Below are 15,103 nucleotides of genomic sequence, written 5' to 3'. Positions count from 1 at the left end.
TACCCAAGCACTGGTCGCACTAGCCCGCAAGCTTGCACGGGTGGTATTTGCTCTGTTGAAAAACCAGAGCGAATACTCACCCAAAGGCGTTTAGGGGCTAGGCATGAACCATAGAATCTCCCACATTTGAAATGCGATCCCCTGTGGGAGCGAGCCTGCTCGCGAAGGGGCCCGGTCAATCGGCACAAAAATCAGCAGGACTCACTCCGGCAGCTCATACGCATAAATCTTCTGTGCCTCCATCTGATACCCGGCATCCGCCAGTTCGCTGCTCGATGCCTTGACCTGCAGTGGCCCCTCGACCCAGTACGGCTGATACAACTCGTCAAGCTTCACGCCGAGTTCGCTTTTCACATGCACGATCTGGTTCGATGGCGGTGGCGGCACGTGGATGCAGGCGCCGAAATACGGCACCAGCAGGAAGTCCGTGGTGCGGCCTTCTTCGCTGACTTCCAGCGGCACGATGTAGCCCGGCAAACGAATGTTCTGTCCGTCGAGGCTCTGCACCACCGGCGCATTCGGCAGGTCCTGCTTGGCCGCCGGGGCGGATTCGGCCGACAGCGCATCGCCCATCTTCGACAGGTCATGCAGCGGGGTCATGTTCGGCACTTCCGGTGCGGCGTCCGGCGGAATCATTTCCGACCACGTCAGGTCCTTCGGCGCAGCTGCCCAAACGGGCAGCGCGATCAGCAACAGCAGCGCGAGCACGGCGCGGGGCATGGTGAACTTCCTCATAAACGGATCGACAGGCCATCGGCCAAAGATTGGCGGTAAGCACGCCAGGCCGGCACGCTGCCCATCAGCAGCGCGGCCGCCAGAATGCCACCGAGCAGCGTCCATTCATACTCGCTCGGCCACGCCAGCGGCAGATACAAACCATAATTGGCCTGCACGTAACCTTGTGCGGCGGCGATGCCGATGTACAACAGCGCCAGCCCAGCGATCACCCCGGTCAACGCCAAGGCAAACGCCTCGAGCACCAGCAGGCTCGCGATGTGCCAGGGCCGCGCACCCACCGAACGCAGAATCGCCATCTCGCGGCGCCGCTCGTTGAGGCTGGTGAGAATCGCCGTGAGCATGCCGATCAACCCGGTCAACACCACAAACAGCGAGACCACGAACAAGGCTTTTTCCGCGGTACTCATCAGGCTCCACAATTCCTGCAAGGCCACGCCCGGCAGGATCGCCAGCATTGGCTCACCGCGAAATTCATTGATTTCGCGCTGCAAGGCGAAGGTGGAAATCTTGCTATTGAGGCCGAGCATGAACGCGGTGATCGCTTGCGGCGTCAGGTCCATGTTGCGCGCCTCATCAGCGGTGATCCGGCCGTTGCCGCGCGCCGGCACGCCGTTGTGCCAGTCGATGTGGATCGCTTCCATGCCGCCGAGACTGATGTGCAGCGTGCGATCGACCGGGGTGCCGGTGCGCTGGAGAATGCCGACCACGGTGAACGGTTTGTCGTCGTGCTTGACCAGGCTGATCGCCGCCACGCCGTGAGCCAGCACCAGTTTGTCGCCGAGCTTGTAGTGCAGCGCTTCGGCGACTTCGGCACCGAGCACTACTTCAAACGGATCTGTCGCAAACGCACGTCCGTCGGCCAGCGCCAAGTGCTGCTGACGGCCGTACTGGTAATGCTCGAAATAGGCTTCGGTGGTGCCCATCACCCGGTAGCCGCGATGCGAATCGCCGAGGGACATCGGAATCGCCCATTTCACTTTCGGGTTGTTGGCGAAGTGCTCGAAGCTGTCCCAGCGAATATTGTTGGTGGCATTGCCGATGCGGAACACCGAGTACAGCAGCAGGTTCACCGAACCCGAGCGGGCGCCGACGATCAGGTCGGTGCCGCTGATGGTGCTGGCGAAACTGGCTTTGGCTTCGGTGCGTACGCGCTCGACGGCGAGCAGCAAGCACACCGATAAAGCGATGGCGAACGCGGTGAGCAAAGCGGTGAAGCGGCGGTTGGCCAGGCTGGCCATGGCCAGACGAAACAGATACATCTCAGACCTCGGCAGACGTGGCGGCGCGATTGAGCTCGGCCAGGGACAGATGACGGTCGAACAGCGGCGCCAGGCTCTGGTCATGGCTGACAAACAGCAAGCTGGAACCGGCTTCGCGGCATTCGGCGAACAACAGGCGAATGAAATTCTCGCGGGCGTCGTAATCCAGCGCCGAAGTCGGCTCGTCGGCGATCACCAGTTCCGGCTGGCCAATCAGAGCGCGCGCAGCGGCGACCCGTTGTTGCTGGCCGATCGACAACGAATCGGCGCGGCGGCTGAGGAGGCTTTCGTCCTTTAACCCCAAATGCGCGAGCAGGGTCGCGGCGGCCTGATCGACGCTGCCATGGCGCTGCTTCGCTCGCTGGGCGCGCAGTTTCGAAAAGTGGCAGGGCAGTTCGACGTTCTCGCGAACCGAGAGAAACGGCAGCAGGTTGAACTGCTGGAAAATGTAGCCGGTATGGTCGACACGAAAGGTGTCGCGGGCACCGGCGGACAGCTCGGTCAGCTCCTGGCCGAGCAGGCGAATGCTGCCACGGCCCGGCTTCTGCACGCCGCCGAGCAAGCCGAGCAGGGTGGTCTTGCCGCTGCCGCTCGGGCCTTTGAGAAACAGGGTCTCGCCGGCTTCCAGACGAAACGCCGGAATATCCAGCAACGGCGGGTGACCGGGCCAGTTGAAGGCCAGGTCGGACAGTTCGATGAGTGCTTGGGTCATGGCACCAGTTTCATGAGGTGAACACATAACTCCTGTGGGAGCGAGCTTGCTCGCGAAGGCGGTAGATCAGTCAATTCAGAGCCGCCTGACGAATCGCATTCGCGAGCAAGCTCGCTCCCACAAGGGTATTTCGCTGAGTGTTAGAATTTAAGCGCGGCGGCTTTAGCCGTCACTTCGGTACCTTGCTGGCCGCTGGCGCTGATCAGTTGTACCTGAATCTTCTGCGTAGCCGGGAAGGTCTTGAACAGATTCGTCAGATCAAGCGTCTTCAGCGCACCCGGCGTAGTGCAGGTGAACTGATAGTGCGCATGGATTTCGCTGTGTTCATGGTGATGCTCGTGGCCGTCCTTGTCCGCTTCATCTTCGTCGTGATCGTCGGCATCCGGCTGGTCGCCGAACAGCGGACTTTCCAGTTCCTGACTGGCCACCTTGCAACCGGCCGCAGCAGGCAGGCTGAACAGCGCCAACGGCTTTTCCAGCTGCGCACGAGCGGCAGCGACCTTGGCCTTGTCAGCGTCCGAGGTGGCCGCATGCTCGAAACCCACCAGGTTCATTGCCGGGCTTTCCAGTTCCAGCTCAAGGGTCTGACCATCGAGCGCCGCATTCAATCGACCCACGCCATGCTCATGGGCGCCGAGGCTGCCGTGCTCATGGTCATGATCGTGGTCATGCTCGTCAGCAGCGTAGGCAACGGCCAGCGGCAACAGGGCAAACGGCAAAGCGAGCAACAAACGACGCATGGCGAACTCCAGAGCGTAAAGTGAAAAGTTTGTTATGTAATCTTATAACGAAAGTGCGCAGAGTTTGCCCGTGTGCTTGGCGTTACACAAGTCCCATGGGAGCATGCAGGTCGGAAAAAGGCAGGAGCGAATTCAATGTTGCGGATACGCGGAACCGTCGGCGCGCTGCCGGTGGATTTGACGGTGGAGCTGGATGAAAGTGACTGGGCCAGGCTTGGTTCGGCGCTGAATGCTCAGGCGCCGCTTGCGGCGTCTGAAGTGGCTGCATCGGTGCCGGCGGCGAAACCGCAGGGGCAGGACGATGCGTTGTGGCAGGTGGCGAAGGATCTGTTGCGCCAGGCCGGGCAGCTCAGCGGGCCGGATTTGCTTGATCAGCTGGAAGGGTTGACCGGCAGTGCGGCGGCCGGCAAGCGTTTGCTGGTGCGCTTGCGTCACAGTTCGCAGGTGAAAGTGCAGAGCGGCGCCGACACGCCGCTCTATAGCTGGATCGAGTGAGCGCTTAGTACAGCGCGGCGAAGACCTTGCGGCGATAAGCGGTCACCAGCGGGTGGTCGTTGCCGAGCAGCTCGAACACTTGCAGCAGGGTCTTGTGCGGTAAGCCTTCGCCGTAGCTGCGATTGCGGATGAACAATTTGAGCAAGGCTTCCAGCGCCGCTTCGTATTGTTGACGCGCCAGTTGCTGGATCGCCAGTTGATAGGCTGCTTCATCGTCCTGTGGATTTTGCGCCAGACGGCTTTTCAGCTCGGCGGCGTCCGGCAGGTCACGGGCCAGCCCGAGGAACTGGATCTGCGCCTTGGCGCCGGCCAGTGCGGCTTTATGCTCATCACTCTTGACTGCGTCGAGTACGGTCTGCGCTTCGCTCAGTTCACCGCGTTCGGTCAGGCAGCGTGCATACAGAATCAGCGCCTTGGCGTTGCTGTTGTCCTCTTGGAGCATGGCTACCAACGCCGCTTCGGCGTCGGCGTAACGCCCTTCATCGAACAGCGCCTGGGCCTGTTCGAACGGGTCGGCAGCGGCCGGTGGCGGCATTTGCACATGCGGTTCGAGCAGCGCGCGCACCGCGGATTCCGGTTGTGCACCGGCAAAGCCGTCGACCGGTTGACCGTCCTTGAACAGCACCACGGTCGGCAGGCTGCGAATACCGAAGCGGGCGACGATGTCCTGCTCGATGTCGCAATTGACCTTGGCAAGCAACAACTCGCCCTGATAACTCTCGGCGATGCCTTGCAGCATCGGCATCAGCGCCTTGCACGGCGCGCACCATTCGGCCCAGAAATCCACCAGCACCGGTTTGTGGAAAGAAGCCTCGATCACCGACTGGTCGAAATCGGCCGTCGTGGCGTCGAAGATGTACGGCGTTTGCTCACTCATGGGGGATCTCGTCAAAGCGTGGATGGGGCAACTATAAGGCTTGGTGGGGTGTGGCCGGAAGCGGTCAACCTTTGAGGGTGTGTGATCTGAGCGAATGCCTTCGCGAGCAAGCTCGCTCCCACATTGGATCTGTGTCGTTCACAAAACCCGTGTGGGAGCGAGCTTGCTCGCGAAGCTTTTAGTCGCGCCGCGCATGGTAGAGGCTGACATGTCTGAATTCCTCAGGCTCCGCCAGATCCGGGAGGGTCATCGCCTCCAGCATTTCAATTCGCTCATACAACGGATGGCGAAAATCCCGCACCCGTGAATCCGCCACCAGCGCCTCGCGCCCGCGGCTGAGAAATGCATCGAGCAGCGGCAGATTGGCCCGGTCGTACAACACGTCCGCCACCAGAATCAGATCGAAGCGATCGGCCTCGGCAAAGAAATCCGTCGAATAACGCATCTCGACGCCATTCAATATGGCATTCGCCCGGCACGCCGCAATCGCCAGCGGATCGAGATCGCAGGCCACCACTTCCCGCGCGCCGGCCTTCACCGCCGCGATCCCGGCAATCCCGGAACCGGCGCCGAAATCCAGCACGCGCTTGCCGCGCACCCACTCGGGAAACTGCGCCAGATAGCGCGCTACCGCCAGGCCGCTGGCCCAGCAGAAACTCCAGTAAGGCGGCTCGTGCAGGATGCGCTGGGTTTCTTCCTGGCTGAATTCGCGGGCCATGTTGTCGCCGTCGATCAGCCACAGCTGCAAATCGGTGCCGGGCAACGAGCAGGCTTTCAGGCGAGCATCGCCGAGCAGTTCACCCAAGGCCTGTTGCAGGTCGAGCGGTGCGGTCATGGGGCTTTGACGAATTGCAGTTGGCCCAGCGCCTGGGTGGTCGGCTGGGTGATGGTCTGCGACGGCAGATGCAGAATCAACTGACCGGACTGGCTGGCACGACCACGCAGCTCAACTCGCGCACCGGCCGGAAAGGCCTCGGGGTTGAAACGCAGGCGAAACGGCAGCAGCTGATTGGTGCCGATCAGACTGGAGCTGGCGAGCAGTTGTTGCGGGCGATCTTTTTCGTCGATCACCAGCAGCGCCAGTTCGACTTCGGCCCCAGTGGGTACGCCTTGCAGGGTGCCGCTCAGCTCCCGTTGATAGGCCGGCAGCGGGCCGAGTTCGGCGGCCTCCTTGGCTTTTTTCTGTGCCTGCTGCGGCGCTGGGCCTGGCGTTGGCGGCTGGGGCTTGGGCGCGTCGCTGCCACAGGCCACCAGCAGGCTGAAAAGACTGAGCAATACGAGCGGACGTAACGGCATTGGAGGCTCCGGCAGAATGAATTCCATGGATCAAACGATCATGCCGTTCTGTATACCGCAAAGGCTATGGCTTGTCTTGCCACCGGGATGCGCTACCATGGCCCTCCCTTTTTTTGTTGCCAGCCACCATGCACTGTCCCTTCTGCGGTGCCAACGACACCAAGGTCATCGACTCGCGTCTGGTCGCCGAGGGCGAACAGGTGCGCCGCCGGCGTGAATGCCTGGCCTGCGGCGAACGTTTCACGACGTTCGAGACCGCCGAACTGGTGTTGCCGCGCCTGATCAAAACCGACGGCAGCCGTCAGCCGTTCGACGAAGAAAAACTCCGTGCCGGCATGCAGCGCGCGCTGGAGAAACGTCCGGTGAGCGTCGAGCGCCTCGAATCCTCTCTGGTTCACATCAAGCACAAGTTGCGCGCCACCGGCGAGCGCGAGGTCAAATCCCTCGTCGTCGGTGAACTGGTGATGGCCGAACTGCAAAAGCTCGATGAAGTCGCCTACATCCGTTTCGCCTCGGTGTACAAGCGCTTCCAGGACCTTAACGAGTTCCGCGAAGAGATCGACCGCCTTGCCCGCGAACCGGTGCAAGAATGACCGCCGCCGAGCAGGCCATTCTCGACGCGCATTTCATGGCGCGCGCGCTGGAACTGGCGCGCAAAGGTCACTACACCACCCATCCCAATCCACGGGTCGGCTGTGTGGTGGTGCGCGACGGGCAGATTGTCGGCGAAGGCTGGCATGAACGCGCCGGCGAACCTCACGCTGAAGTTCACGCATTGCGCGCTGCCGGTGAGCAGGCCCGCGGCGCCACCGCGTATGTCACCCTCGAACCGTGCAGCCACCACGGCCGCACGCCGCCGTGCGCCGACGCGCTGGTGAATGCCGGCGTGGCGCGGGTGGTGGCAGCGATGCGCGACCCCAATCCGCAAGTCGCCGGACGCGGTTTGCAGCGCCTGGCCGATGCCGGCATCGCCACCGAAAGCGGCGTGCTCGAAGCCGAAGCGCGGATGCTCAATCAAGGCTTTCTGAAACGCATGGAACACGGCTTGCCGTTCGTGCGGGTCAAGCTGGCGATGAGCCTTGATGGCCGCACGGCGATGGAGAGCGGCGAAAGCCAGTGGATTACCGGCCCGGCCGCACGTTCGGCGGTCCAGCGCTTGCGCGCCGAGGCGGCGGTGGTTTTGACCAGCGCCGATACCGTGCTGGCCGACGGTGCACGATTGACCGTGCGTGCTGAAGAGTTGGGGCTGGATGCCGAGCAAACCGCGCTAGCCATGAGCCGCCCGCCGTTGCGCGTGTTGATCGACGGCCGCCTGCGGGTGCCGCTGGATGCGCCGTTCTTCAAGGCCGGCCCGGCGCTGGTCGCTACCTGCGTGGCCGTCGAAGAACAGTACGCCAACGGCCCGGAATGTCTGATCGTGCCGGGTGACGATGGTCAGGTGGACCTGCATCAACTGCTGCTGGAGCTGGCCCATCGCGGCGTCAACGAGGTGCTGGTCGAGTCCGGTCCGCGTCTGGCCGGGGCTTTCGCGCAGCTCGGTCTGGTCGACGAGTTCGTGATTTTCATCGCCGGCAAATTTCTCGGCTCCACGGCGCGTCCGCTGCTCGACTGGCCGCTGGCCTCTATGAAGGATGCGCCGGAGCTGAAAATCACTGAAATCCGCGCGGTCGGCGATGACTGGCGAGTCACTGCCCGCCCTGTCCCTGCGGCGCGCGTATAATTCCCGGCCATCGCCTTAGCGCTGGCCCCGTTCTCAAGGAGAACCCCATGTTCACCGGCATCATCGAATCCATTGGCAGCATCCGTGCACTGACCCCCAAGGGCGGTGATGTGCGTGTGCATGTCGACACCGGCAAGCTCGACCTGAGCGACGTCAAGCTCGGCGACAGCATCGCCGTCAACGGCGTCTGCCTGACCGCGGTTGAGCTGCCCGGCAATGGTTTTGCCGCCGACGTCAGCCGCGAAACCCTCGACTGCACCGCCATGAACGACCTGAAAAGCGGCAGCCCGGTCAATCTGGAAAAAGCCCTGACCCCGACCACTCGTCTCGGCGGGCATCTGGTCAGCGGGCACGTCGACGGTGTCGGCGAAGTGGTCTCGCGCAGCGACAATGCCCGCGCCGTGGAATTTTGCATCCGCGCGCCGAAGGAGCTGGCCAAGTACATCGCCCACAAAGGCTCGATCACCGTCGACGGCACCAGCCTGACCGTGAACGCGGTCGATGGCGCCGAATTCATGCTGACGATCATCCCGCACACCCTGAGCGAAACCATCATGGCGTCGTATAAGCCAGGTCGCCGGGTGAATCTTGAGGTCGACCTGCTGGCGCGTTATCTGGAGCGTCTGCTGCTGGGTGACAAGGCCGCCGAGAAGACCGCCGGCAGCACGATCACCGAAAGCTTTCTGGCCCAAAACGGCTACCTCAAATAATTCAAAAGAAGGGGGTGCCTTGTGGCGCTCAATAGCATCGAAGAACTGGTTGAAGACATCCGCCAAGGCAAGATGGTCATCCTCATGGATGACGAAGACCGCGAGAACGAAGGCGACCTGATCATGGCCGCCGAGTGCTGCCAGGCTGAACACATCAACTTCATGGCCAAGCACGCTCGTGGCCTGATCTGCATGCCGATGAGCCGTGAGCGCTGCGAGCTGTTGAAGCTGCCGTTGATGGCGCCACGCAACGGTTCCGGCTTCGGCACCAAGTTCACCGTGTCGATCGAAGCCGCCGAAGGCGTGACCACCGGCATCTCCGCCGCTGACCGTGCGCGTACCGTGCAGGCGGCTGCCGCCAAAGATGCCAAGGCTGAAGACATCGTCAGCCCGGGTCACATCTTCCCGCTGATGGCCCAGGCCGGCGGCACCCTCGCACGCGCCGGCCACACCGAAGCGGCGTGCGATCTGGCGCGCATGGCCGGTTACGAGCCAAGCGGGGTGATCTGCGAAGTGATGAATGATGACGGCACCATGTCCCGTCGCGCCGAACTCGAAGCCTTCGCTGCCGAACACAACATCAAGATCGGCACCATCGCCGACCTGATCCACTATCGGATGATCCACGAACGTACCGTTCAGCGGATTGCCGAGCAGCCGCTGGACAGCGAACTGGGCCAATTCAACCTGGTGACCTATCGTGATTCGGTGGAAGGCGACGTGCACATGGCGCTGACCCTGGGCACCGTTTGCGCCGAAGAGCCAACGCTGGTGCGCGTGCACAACATGGACCCGCTGCGCGACCTGTTGATGGTCAAGCAACCGGGCCGCTGGAGCCTGCGCGCCGCCATGGCTGCGGTCGCCGAGGCGGGCAGCGGCGTGGTGTTGTTGCTCGGCCACCCGCTCGACGGCGACGTGCTGCTGGCGCACATCCGCGAAACCGGCGATCAGCCGGCGCCGAAAAAACCGACCACCTACAGCATCGTCGGTGCCGGTTCGCAGATCCTGCGTGACCTCGGTGTACGCAAAATGCGCTTGATGAGTGCACCGATGAAGTTCAATGCGATATCCGGTTTCGATCTGGAAGTTGTAGAATACGTGCCCTCCGAATAATGACCGGCTGTTTCCGGACTCCAATTCGCGGCAAATAATCACTGAGGGGCGCGTAGCAGACGCGTCCCGGCTCTTTAAGAGAACTGACGAATGACCCTGAAGACCATCGAAGGTACCTTCATCGCCCCCAAAGGCCGCTACGCTCTGGTAGTGGGCCGCTTCAACAGCTTCGTGGTTGAAAGCCTGGTCAGCGGTGCCGTTGATGCCCTGGTTCGCCACGGCGTGAGCGAAAACGACATCACCATTATCCGCGCACCGGGCGCCTTCGAAATCCCGCTGGTTGCGCAGAAAGTCGCGCAGAAAGGCGAGTTCGCCGCAATCATTGCCCTCGGTGCGGTCATTCGTGGCGGTACCCCGCACTTCGAGTACGTGGCGGGCGAATGCACCAAGGGTCTGGCTCAGGTGTCCATGGAGTTCGGCGTGCCGGTCGCTTTCGGCGTGCTGACCGTTGATTCCATCGAGCAAGCCATCGAACGTTCCGGCACCAAGGCCGGTAACAAAGGTGCCGAAGCTGCCCTGTCCGCTCTGGAAATGGTCAGCCTGCTGGCGCAGTTGGAGGCCAAGTGATTAGCGACGAAAGCGATCGTTTCAACCCGCGCGATCCGAAACCTGCGGATGCCGGCAAGCCCTCGAAGAGTGTCAAGCGTCGCGAAGCCCGTCAGCTCGCGACTCAGGCGCTGTACCAGTGGCACATGGCCAAGCAATCGCTGAACGAGATCGAAGCGCAGTTTCGCGTTGATAACGATTTCACCGATGTCGACGGCGCTTACTTTCGCGAGATCCTGCACGGGGTTCCGCAATTCAAGACCGAAATCGACACCGCCCTGACGCCTTGCCTGGATCTGGCTATCGAAGAGCTGGACCCGGTTGAACTGGCGGTTCTGCGCCTGTCCACCTGGGAACTGCTCAAGCGCGTCGACGTGCCGTACCGCGTGGTGATCAACGAGGGTATCGAGCTGGCGAAAGTCTTCGGTTCGACCGACGGCCACAAGTTCGTCAACGGCGTGCTCGACAAGCTGGCACCGCGCCTGCGTGAAGCTGAAGTGAAGGCGTTCAAGCGCTGATTGGCGCTTGAGCACTTTGTCTCAGCCATGGGCGAGTTTGAGCTGATCCGCAATTTCTTCGCCGCCGCGCCTTGTGCGCAGGGCGGCGAAGGCGTTGCTCTCGGGATCGGCGACGACTGCGCCTTGCTGACGGTTCCCGCCGGGGAGCAGTTGGCCATTTCTACCGATACGCTGGTGGCCGGTGTGCATTTCGCCGACCCTTGCGATCCATTTTTGCTCGGTCAGCGCTCGCTGGCCGTCGCGGTCAGTGACCTGGCCGCCATGGGCGCCACGCCCGTTGCCTTCACCCTTGCCCTGACTGTGCCGACGGTGACCGCCGATTGGCTGCAAGCCTATGCCCGCGGTTTGAACCGCATGGCACAGAGTTGCGGCGTAACACTGATTGGCGGCGACACCACGCGCGGGCCGTTGAGCCTGACGGTCAGCGTGTTTGGTCGCGTGCCCGCTGGCCAGGCGTTGACCCGCAGCGGCGCGCGACCGGGCGATCTGCTCTGTGTCGGCGGTGAATTGGGCAATGCCGCCGGGGCTTTGCCGCTGGTACTCGGGCAGCGTGACGCCGCGGCCGAAATCGCCCAACCGCTGCTTGATCATTACTGGTCGCCACAACCGCAACTGGCCCTCGGTCAGGCCTTGCGGGGTAAAGCTACAGCGGCGCTGGACATCTCTGACGGCTTGCTCGCCGATTGCGGCCACATCGCGTTGGCGTCGAAGGTGCGACTTGAGATTGAACGCGAGCGTGTACCGTTGTCGGATGCCTTAGTGGCGTTTCTCGGGCAGCGCGGTGCCGAACGTGCGGCGCTCAGTGGTGGCGATGATTATGTGCTGGCCTTCACGCTGCCGTCCGACGAGCTGCCGGCACTGCTGGCAGCCGGCTGGCCGATCCATGTGATCGGCCGCGTCAGCGACGGCCAGGGCGTGGTGCTGCTGGATCGTGACGGTCGCGACATCACCCCGCATACCCGCGGTTATCAACATTTTCAGGAGACACCGTGACAGATCACCCGAAACAGGTTCCGGCTGACTTCGTGCCGCCGTCGGTCTGGCGCAATCCCTGGCATTTCCTCGCGTTCGGCTTAGGTTCCGGCACGCTGCCGAAAGCCCCGGGCACCTGGGGCTCGCTGGTGGCGCTGCCATTCATTCCGTTGTGGCAGATGCTGCCCGACTGGGGTTACTGGCTGATGCTGGGCATCACCATGCTGTTCGGCTTTTGGCTGTGCGGCAAGGTCGCCGATGATCTGCGCGTGCACGACCACGAAGGCATCGTCTGGGACGAAATGGTCGGCATGTGGATCACCTTGTGGCTGGTGCCGGAAGGCTGGTACTGGTTGCTCGCGGGTTTTCTGGTGTTCCGCTTCTTCGATATTCTCAAGCCGTGGCCGATCCGCTGGATCGACAAACATGTGCATGGCGGCGTCGGCATCATGCTCGACGACGTGCTCGCCGGGGTGTTTGCCTGGCTGGCGATGCAGGGGCTGGTGTGGCTGTTCGCCTGATCAGGGTCAGGGGCAAGTGAGGGGGCAGGTAAATGCTGCGACGCGGGTTGGCGATGCTGGTTTTGGCTCTTCTGGGCGCGTTCGCCCATGCGCAGGAAGCGCCACCGACGCCTGCGGTGATCCATCTGGCCAGCGAAGACTGGGAAGACTACACCGCCGCCGACGGCCATGGTCTGGCCTGGGATGTTCTGCGTAAAGTGTTCGAACCGGCTGGCATCAAACTGGACATCCGCACGGTGCCGTATACCCGCTCGATCGGCCTGGTGCAATTGCAGGAAGTCGACGCACTGGTCGGCTCCTACCGCGATGAAGCCCCGCAGGTGCTGTATCCGCAGTGGAATTTCGATTCCGACCACATTTACGCACTGGGGCTGGTCAGCAGTCCCGAACCCACCCAGGCGACGCTGGGCAAATACCGCTTGGCGTGGGTGCGCGGCTATCGCTATGAAAACTACCTGCCAAACATCAAGCGCTACAACCAGATCGAGCGGCGCAGCGGCATTCTGTCGATGCTCAAGCAGGGGCGGGCGGATTACTACATCGACGCGCGGACCGAGGTTGAAGCCGTGGTGCGCGATGCACCGGACCCGGCGCAGTACCGGTATTCGCATCTGGCCGAGTTGCCGTTGTTCCTCGGTTTTGCCGATACGCCAAAGGCCCGGGCGTTGATGGCGCTGTATGACCGGCGCATGGCGCAACTGGTCAAGAGCGGAGAGCTGAAGCCCATTTTCGAGAAGTGGAAGCAGCCGTATCCGTTCACCTCGAATTGAAGCCCAACTCAAATCCCCTGTAGGAGTGAGCCTGCTCGCGATAGCGGTAGATCAGTCGACATCAATGTTGAATGTCAGTCCGCTATCGCGAGCAGGCTCACTCCTACAAGGGACCGATGCAAGGCAGTCTGTCATCAAACTTTTTGATCGTTATGCCCGATAATTCAGCCTAAGCGTCCACAGGTACCTGCTGTTACAATGCCGGCCTGCGAATTTCAGACTCTTCAGATCAGGAGCACACCGGTGCCTGTCGTCTTTGTTGCCGCTTGCAAGCTGCCAACGCCTTATGCGCAATTCACCATGCACGGGTTTCTCGATGAAACCACCGGCCGCGAGCACGTCGTGCTGAGCCTGGGTGAAATTGCCGACGGCGCTCCGGTACTCGGCCGTTTGCACTCCGAATGCCTGACCGGCGATGCCTTGTTCAGCCAGCGCTGCGACTGTGGTTCGCAACTGGACGCCGCCCTGCAGGCGATCGCCCGCGAAGGCCGTGGCGTGCTCTTGTATTTGCGCCAGGAAGGTCGCGGCATCGGTCTGCTGAACAAGATCCGCGCCTACGAATTGCAGGACGGCGGCGCCGATACCGTTGAAGCCAACGAACGTCTGGGCTTTGCCGCCGATCAGCGCGACTACGCCATGTGCCTGCCGATGCTCGAATATCTGGGGGTCAAATCCCTGCGCCTGATGACCAACAACCCGCGCAAGGTCAAAGCCCTGACCGAGATGGGCATCGTCGTCGCCGAGCGCGTGCCGCTGCACACCGGGCACAACCCGCACAACAAACTTTACCTGGCGACCAAGGCCAGCAAGCTCGATCACATGATGGGCAATGAGCATCAGGGCGAGGTCGACCGCGCGTGACGCGCGGACAGGTGCGGCGCCGATTGTCGGTGGCCTGGTGGCAATACCTGGCGCTGGCGCTGTTGCCGCTGTTCGTCATCAATGCGTTGTTCGGCGCGGGCGAAGGGCTGTTGCCGGTCCTGGCGATGCCTTTGTTCATCGCGGGTGTGGCGTCGATGTTCGTCAGCCTGAAGTTTTTCGGCCGCTACAAACATGCGCTGATCGCCACACAAAAAGCTCTCGATACACCCGATGAACCGGCGGCGTGGATTGCGCTTGCGGCGCGTCGCCGCGCGGCGTTTCTGGTCGCCTCCCTGCCAGCGTGGATCGGTGCGCTGGCGGTGTTCGTCGGCCTCGAAGCCGTGCCGCTGATGTTGCTGGCGCTGTCCACGGCGGTGCTGTTTTACCTCTACCGTATTCCGCGTCAACTCGGCTGATGCGCCGGCTCTGGCTGGCGGTGCTGCTGCTGATCAGCGCTGGCCCGGTGTTGGCGGACCTGCGCGTGGTCAGCCTCGCCCCGTCGCTGTCGGAAATTGTCGTTGAGCTGGATTCCGCCGATTTGCTGGTCGGCGTGCTCGATGCCGGGGAGCGTCCTGCGGCAATTGCGCATGTGGCCTCGGTTGGGCGATATGGCCAGCTCGACATCGAGCGTTTGCTCAGCCTCAAGCCTGATCTGTTGTTGCTCTGGCCCGGCAGCGTCGGCGCAGCGCAGCGTGATCAGCTCAAGCGCCTGGGTATCGCGACTTTTGTCGCCGAGCCGCACTCCCTCGAACAACTGATAAACCAGATCGAAGTTATCGCCACGCGCCTGGTACGACCGGAGCGCGGACTGACGCGCGCAGCGTATCTGCGCCAGCAGCTTGCTGAACTGCGCCAGCGCTATCGCCGCGAGGTGCCGTTGCGGGTGTTCTATCAAGTCTGGGACAAGCCGCTGTACACCGTCGGCGGCGGGCAGATCATCAGCGATGCGCTTGAGGTCTGCGGGGCGCGCAACGTCTTCGCCGACCTGAATCTGCCAGCGCCGCAAGTGAGTGTCGAGGCGGTGTTGCAGCGTGATCCCGAGGTGATACTGGCCGGGGATCAGGCGCAGCTGGAGGCGTGGAAGAGTTGGCCGCAGGTGGTGGCGGTGAAGCAGGGGAAGTTGCTGTTGATCGCTGATAAAGGTCTTGAGCGCCCAAGCGGGCAAATGATCGGCGCCACTGCCAAACTCTGCCAATTGATCGCGCCCGACCGCTGATATCAGGCTGGCTTCTTCGCGAGCAAGCTCGCTCCCACA

The 15,103-nt window shown here is 62.4% G+C and carries 20 protein-coding genes; 13 read left to right on the top strand and 7 right to left on the bottom strand.

What is annotated here, in order from left to right:
* Positions 1-201: 201 nt before the first annotated feature.
* The 4 genes from V6F91_RS23230 to V6F91_RS23215 form a co-directional block, all read right to left on the bottom strand.
* Positions 202-720 (bottom strand): DUF3299 domain-containing protein, encoded by a 519-nt coding sequence (locus tag V6F91_RS23230; protein ID WP_203419672.1) that lies wholly within the window; start codon positions 718-720, stop codon positions 202-204.
* A gap of 11 nt (positions 721-731) precedes the next feature.
* Complete coding sequence (locus V6F91_RS23225) at positions 732-1,997, bottom strand: ABC transporter permease (protein ID WP_332768532.1); 1,266 nt, start codon at positions 1,995-1,997, stop codon at positions 732-734.
* Position 1,998: 1 nt separating this feature from the next.
* On the bottom strand, positions 1,999-2,709 hold the full coding sequence (locus tag V6F91_RS23220) for an ABC transporter ATP-binding protein (RefSeq protein ID WP_332768530.1): 711 nt from the start codon (positions 2,707-2,709) through the stop codon (positions 1,999-2,001).
* A gap of 140 nt (positions 2,710-2,849) precedes the next feature.
* Entirely contained in the window at positions 2,850-3,449 is a 600-nt protein-coding gene (locus tag V6F91_RS23215) for a DUF2796 domain-containing protein (protein ID WP_332768527.1), read from the bottom strand.
* A gap of 135 nt (positions 3,450-3,584) precedes the next feature.
* Between V6F91_RS23215 and V6F91_RS23210 the strand changes: the two genes are divergently transcribed.
* Entirely contained in the window at positions 3,585-3,944 is a 360-nt protein-coding gene (locus V6F91_RS23210; RefSeq protein WP_332768525.1) for a hypothetical protein, read from the top strand.
* A 4-nt stretch (positions 3,945-3,948) separates the two neighbouring features.
* On the opposite strand, the gene trxA is transcribed toward V6F91_RS23210, so the two are convergent.
* The 3 genes from trxA to V6F91_RS23195 all read right to left on the bottom strand — a co-directional run bounded on the left by trxA (position 3,949) and on the right by V6F91_RS23195 (position 6,117).
* Complete coding sequence (gene trxA, locus V6F91_RS23205) at positions 3,949-4,821, bottom strand: thioredoxin (protein WP_332768523.1); 873 nt, start codon at positions 4,819-4,821, stop codon at positions 3,949-3,951.
* Positions 4,822-4,999: 178 nt separating this feature from the next.
* Complete coding sequence (locus tag V6F91_RS23200; protein ID WP_332768521.1) at positions 5,000-5,656, bottom strand: class I SAM-dependent methyltransferase; 657 nt, start codon at positions 5,654-5,656, stop codon at positions 5,000-5,002.
* The gene (locus tag V6F91_RS23195) at positions 5,653-6,117 is read right to left on the bottom strand and encodes a YbaY family lipoprotein (RefSeq protein ID WP_332768519.1); all 465 of its coding nucleotides are present in this window, start codon (positions 6,115-6,117) and stop codon (positions 5,653-5,655) included. Before V6F91_RS23195 ends, V6F91_RS23200 begins: the two co-directional genes overlap by 4 nt.
* A gap of 128 nt (positions 6,118-6,245) precedes the next feature.
* Here V6F91_RS23195 and nrdR point away from each other — a divergent pair, with 128 nt between their 5' ends.
* The 12 genes from nrdR (at position 6,246) to V6F91_RS23135 (ending at position 15,064) form a co-directional block, all read left to right on the top strand.
* Positions 6,246-6,710, top strand: coding sequence for a transcriptional regulator NrdR (gene nrdR / locus V6F91_RS23190; RefSeq protein WP_172833237.1), 465 nt, complete (start codon positions 6,246-6,248; stop codon positions 6,708-6,710).
* On the top strand, positions 6,707-7,837 hold the full coding sequence (ribD, locus tag V6F91_RS23185; protein ID WP_332768516.1) for a bifunctional diaminohydroxyphosphoribosylaminopyrimidine deaminase/5-amino-6-(5-phosphoribosylamino)uracil reductase RibD: 1,131 nt from the start codon (positions 6,707-6,709) through the stop codon (positions 7,835-7,837). The genes nrdR and ribD overlap by 4 nt, the downstream gene beginning before the upstream one ends.
* A 47-nt stretch (positions 7,838-7,884) precedes the next feature.
* Complete coding sequence (locus V6F91_RS23180; protein ID WP_090286709.1) at positions 7,885-8,547, top strand: riboflavin synthase; 663 nt, start codon at positions 7,885-7,887, stop codon at positions 8,545-8,547.
* Between the two features lie 21 nt (positions 8,548-8,568).
* Positions 8,569-9,660: a bifunctional 3,4-dihydroxy-2-butanone-4-phosphate synthase/GTP cyclohydrolase II gene (gene ribBA, locus V6F91_RS23175; RefSeq protein WP_093097920.1), complete on the top strand. Its 1,092-nt coding sequence runs from the start codon at positions 8,569-8,571 to the stop codon at positions 9,658-9,660.
* A gap of 90 nt (positions 9,661-9,750) precedes the next feature.
* Positions 9,751-10,227: a 6,7-dimethyl-8-ribityllumazine synthase gene (gene ribE, locus V6F91_RS23170; protein ID WP_258447870.1), complete on the top strand. Its 477-nt coding sequence runs from the start codon at positions 9,751-9,753 to the stop codon at positions 10,225-10,227.
* On the top strand, positions 10,224-10,724 hold the full coding sequence (gene nusB / locus V6F91_RS23165) for a transcription antitermination factor NusB (RefSeq protein ID WP_039761889.1): 501 nt from the start codon (positions 10,224-10,226) through the stop codon (positions 10,722-10,724). The genes ribE and nusB overlap by 4 nt, the downstream gene beginning before the upstream one ends.
* A 27-nt stretch (positions 10,725-10,751) precedes the next feature.
* Positions 10,752-11,717 (top strand): thiamine-phosphate kinase, encoded by a 966-nt coding sequence (gene thiL / locus V6F91_RS23160; RefSeq protein ID WP_332768509.1) that lies wholly within the window; start codon positions 10,752-10,754, stop codon positions 11,715-11,717.
* Complete coding sequence (locus V6F91_RS23155) at positions 11,714-12,217, top strand: phosphatidylglycerophosphatase A (RefSeq protein WP_332768507.1); 504 nt, start codon at positions 11,714-11,716, stop codon at positions 12,215-12,217. Before thiL ends, V6F91_RS23155 begins: the two co-directional genes overlap by 4 nt.
* Positions 12,218-12,249: 32 nt before the next feature.
* Positions 12,250-12,987: a transporter substrate-binding domain-containing protein gene (locus V6F91_RS23150; RefSeq protein ID WP_332768505.1), complete on the top strand. Its 738-nt coding sequence runs from the start codon at positions 12,250-12,252 to the stop codon at positions 12,985-12,987.
* A gap of 243 nt (positions 12,988-13,230) precedes the next feature.
* The gene (gene ribA / locus V6F91_RS23145; protein WP_332768503.1) at positions 13,231-13,848 is read left to right on the top strand and encodes a GTP cyclohydrolase II; all 618 of its coding nucleotides are present in this window, start codon (positions 13,231-13,233) and stop codon (positions 13,846-13,848) included.
* Positions 13,845-14,264, top strand: a complete 420-nt coding sequence (locus V6F91_RS23140) for an MFS transporter (RefSeq protein ID WP_203419659.1) — start codon at positions 13,845-13,847, stop codon at positions 14,262-14,264. Before ribA ends, V6F91_RS23140 begins: the two co-directional genes overlap by 4 nt.
* Complete coding sequence (locus tag V6F91_RS23135) at positions 14,264-15,064, top strand: helical backbone metal receptor (RefSeq protein ID WP_332768500.1); 801 nt, start codon at positions 14,264-14,266, stop codon at positions 15,062-15,064. Before V6F91_RS23140 ends, V6F91_RS23135 begins: the two co-directional genes overlap by 1 nt.
* Positions 15,065-15,103: the final 39 nt, after the last annotated feature.

This window comes from Pseudomonas koreensis (genome assembly GCF_036668835.1).
Lineage (GTDB): Bacteria > Pseudomonadota > Gammaproteobacteria > Pseudomonadales > Pseudomonadaceae > Aquipseudomonas > Aquipseudomonas koreensis_I.
This window is presented reverse-complemented; position numbering and strand designations above follow the sequence as displayed.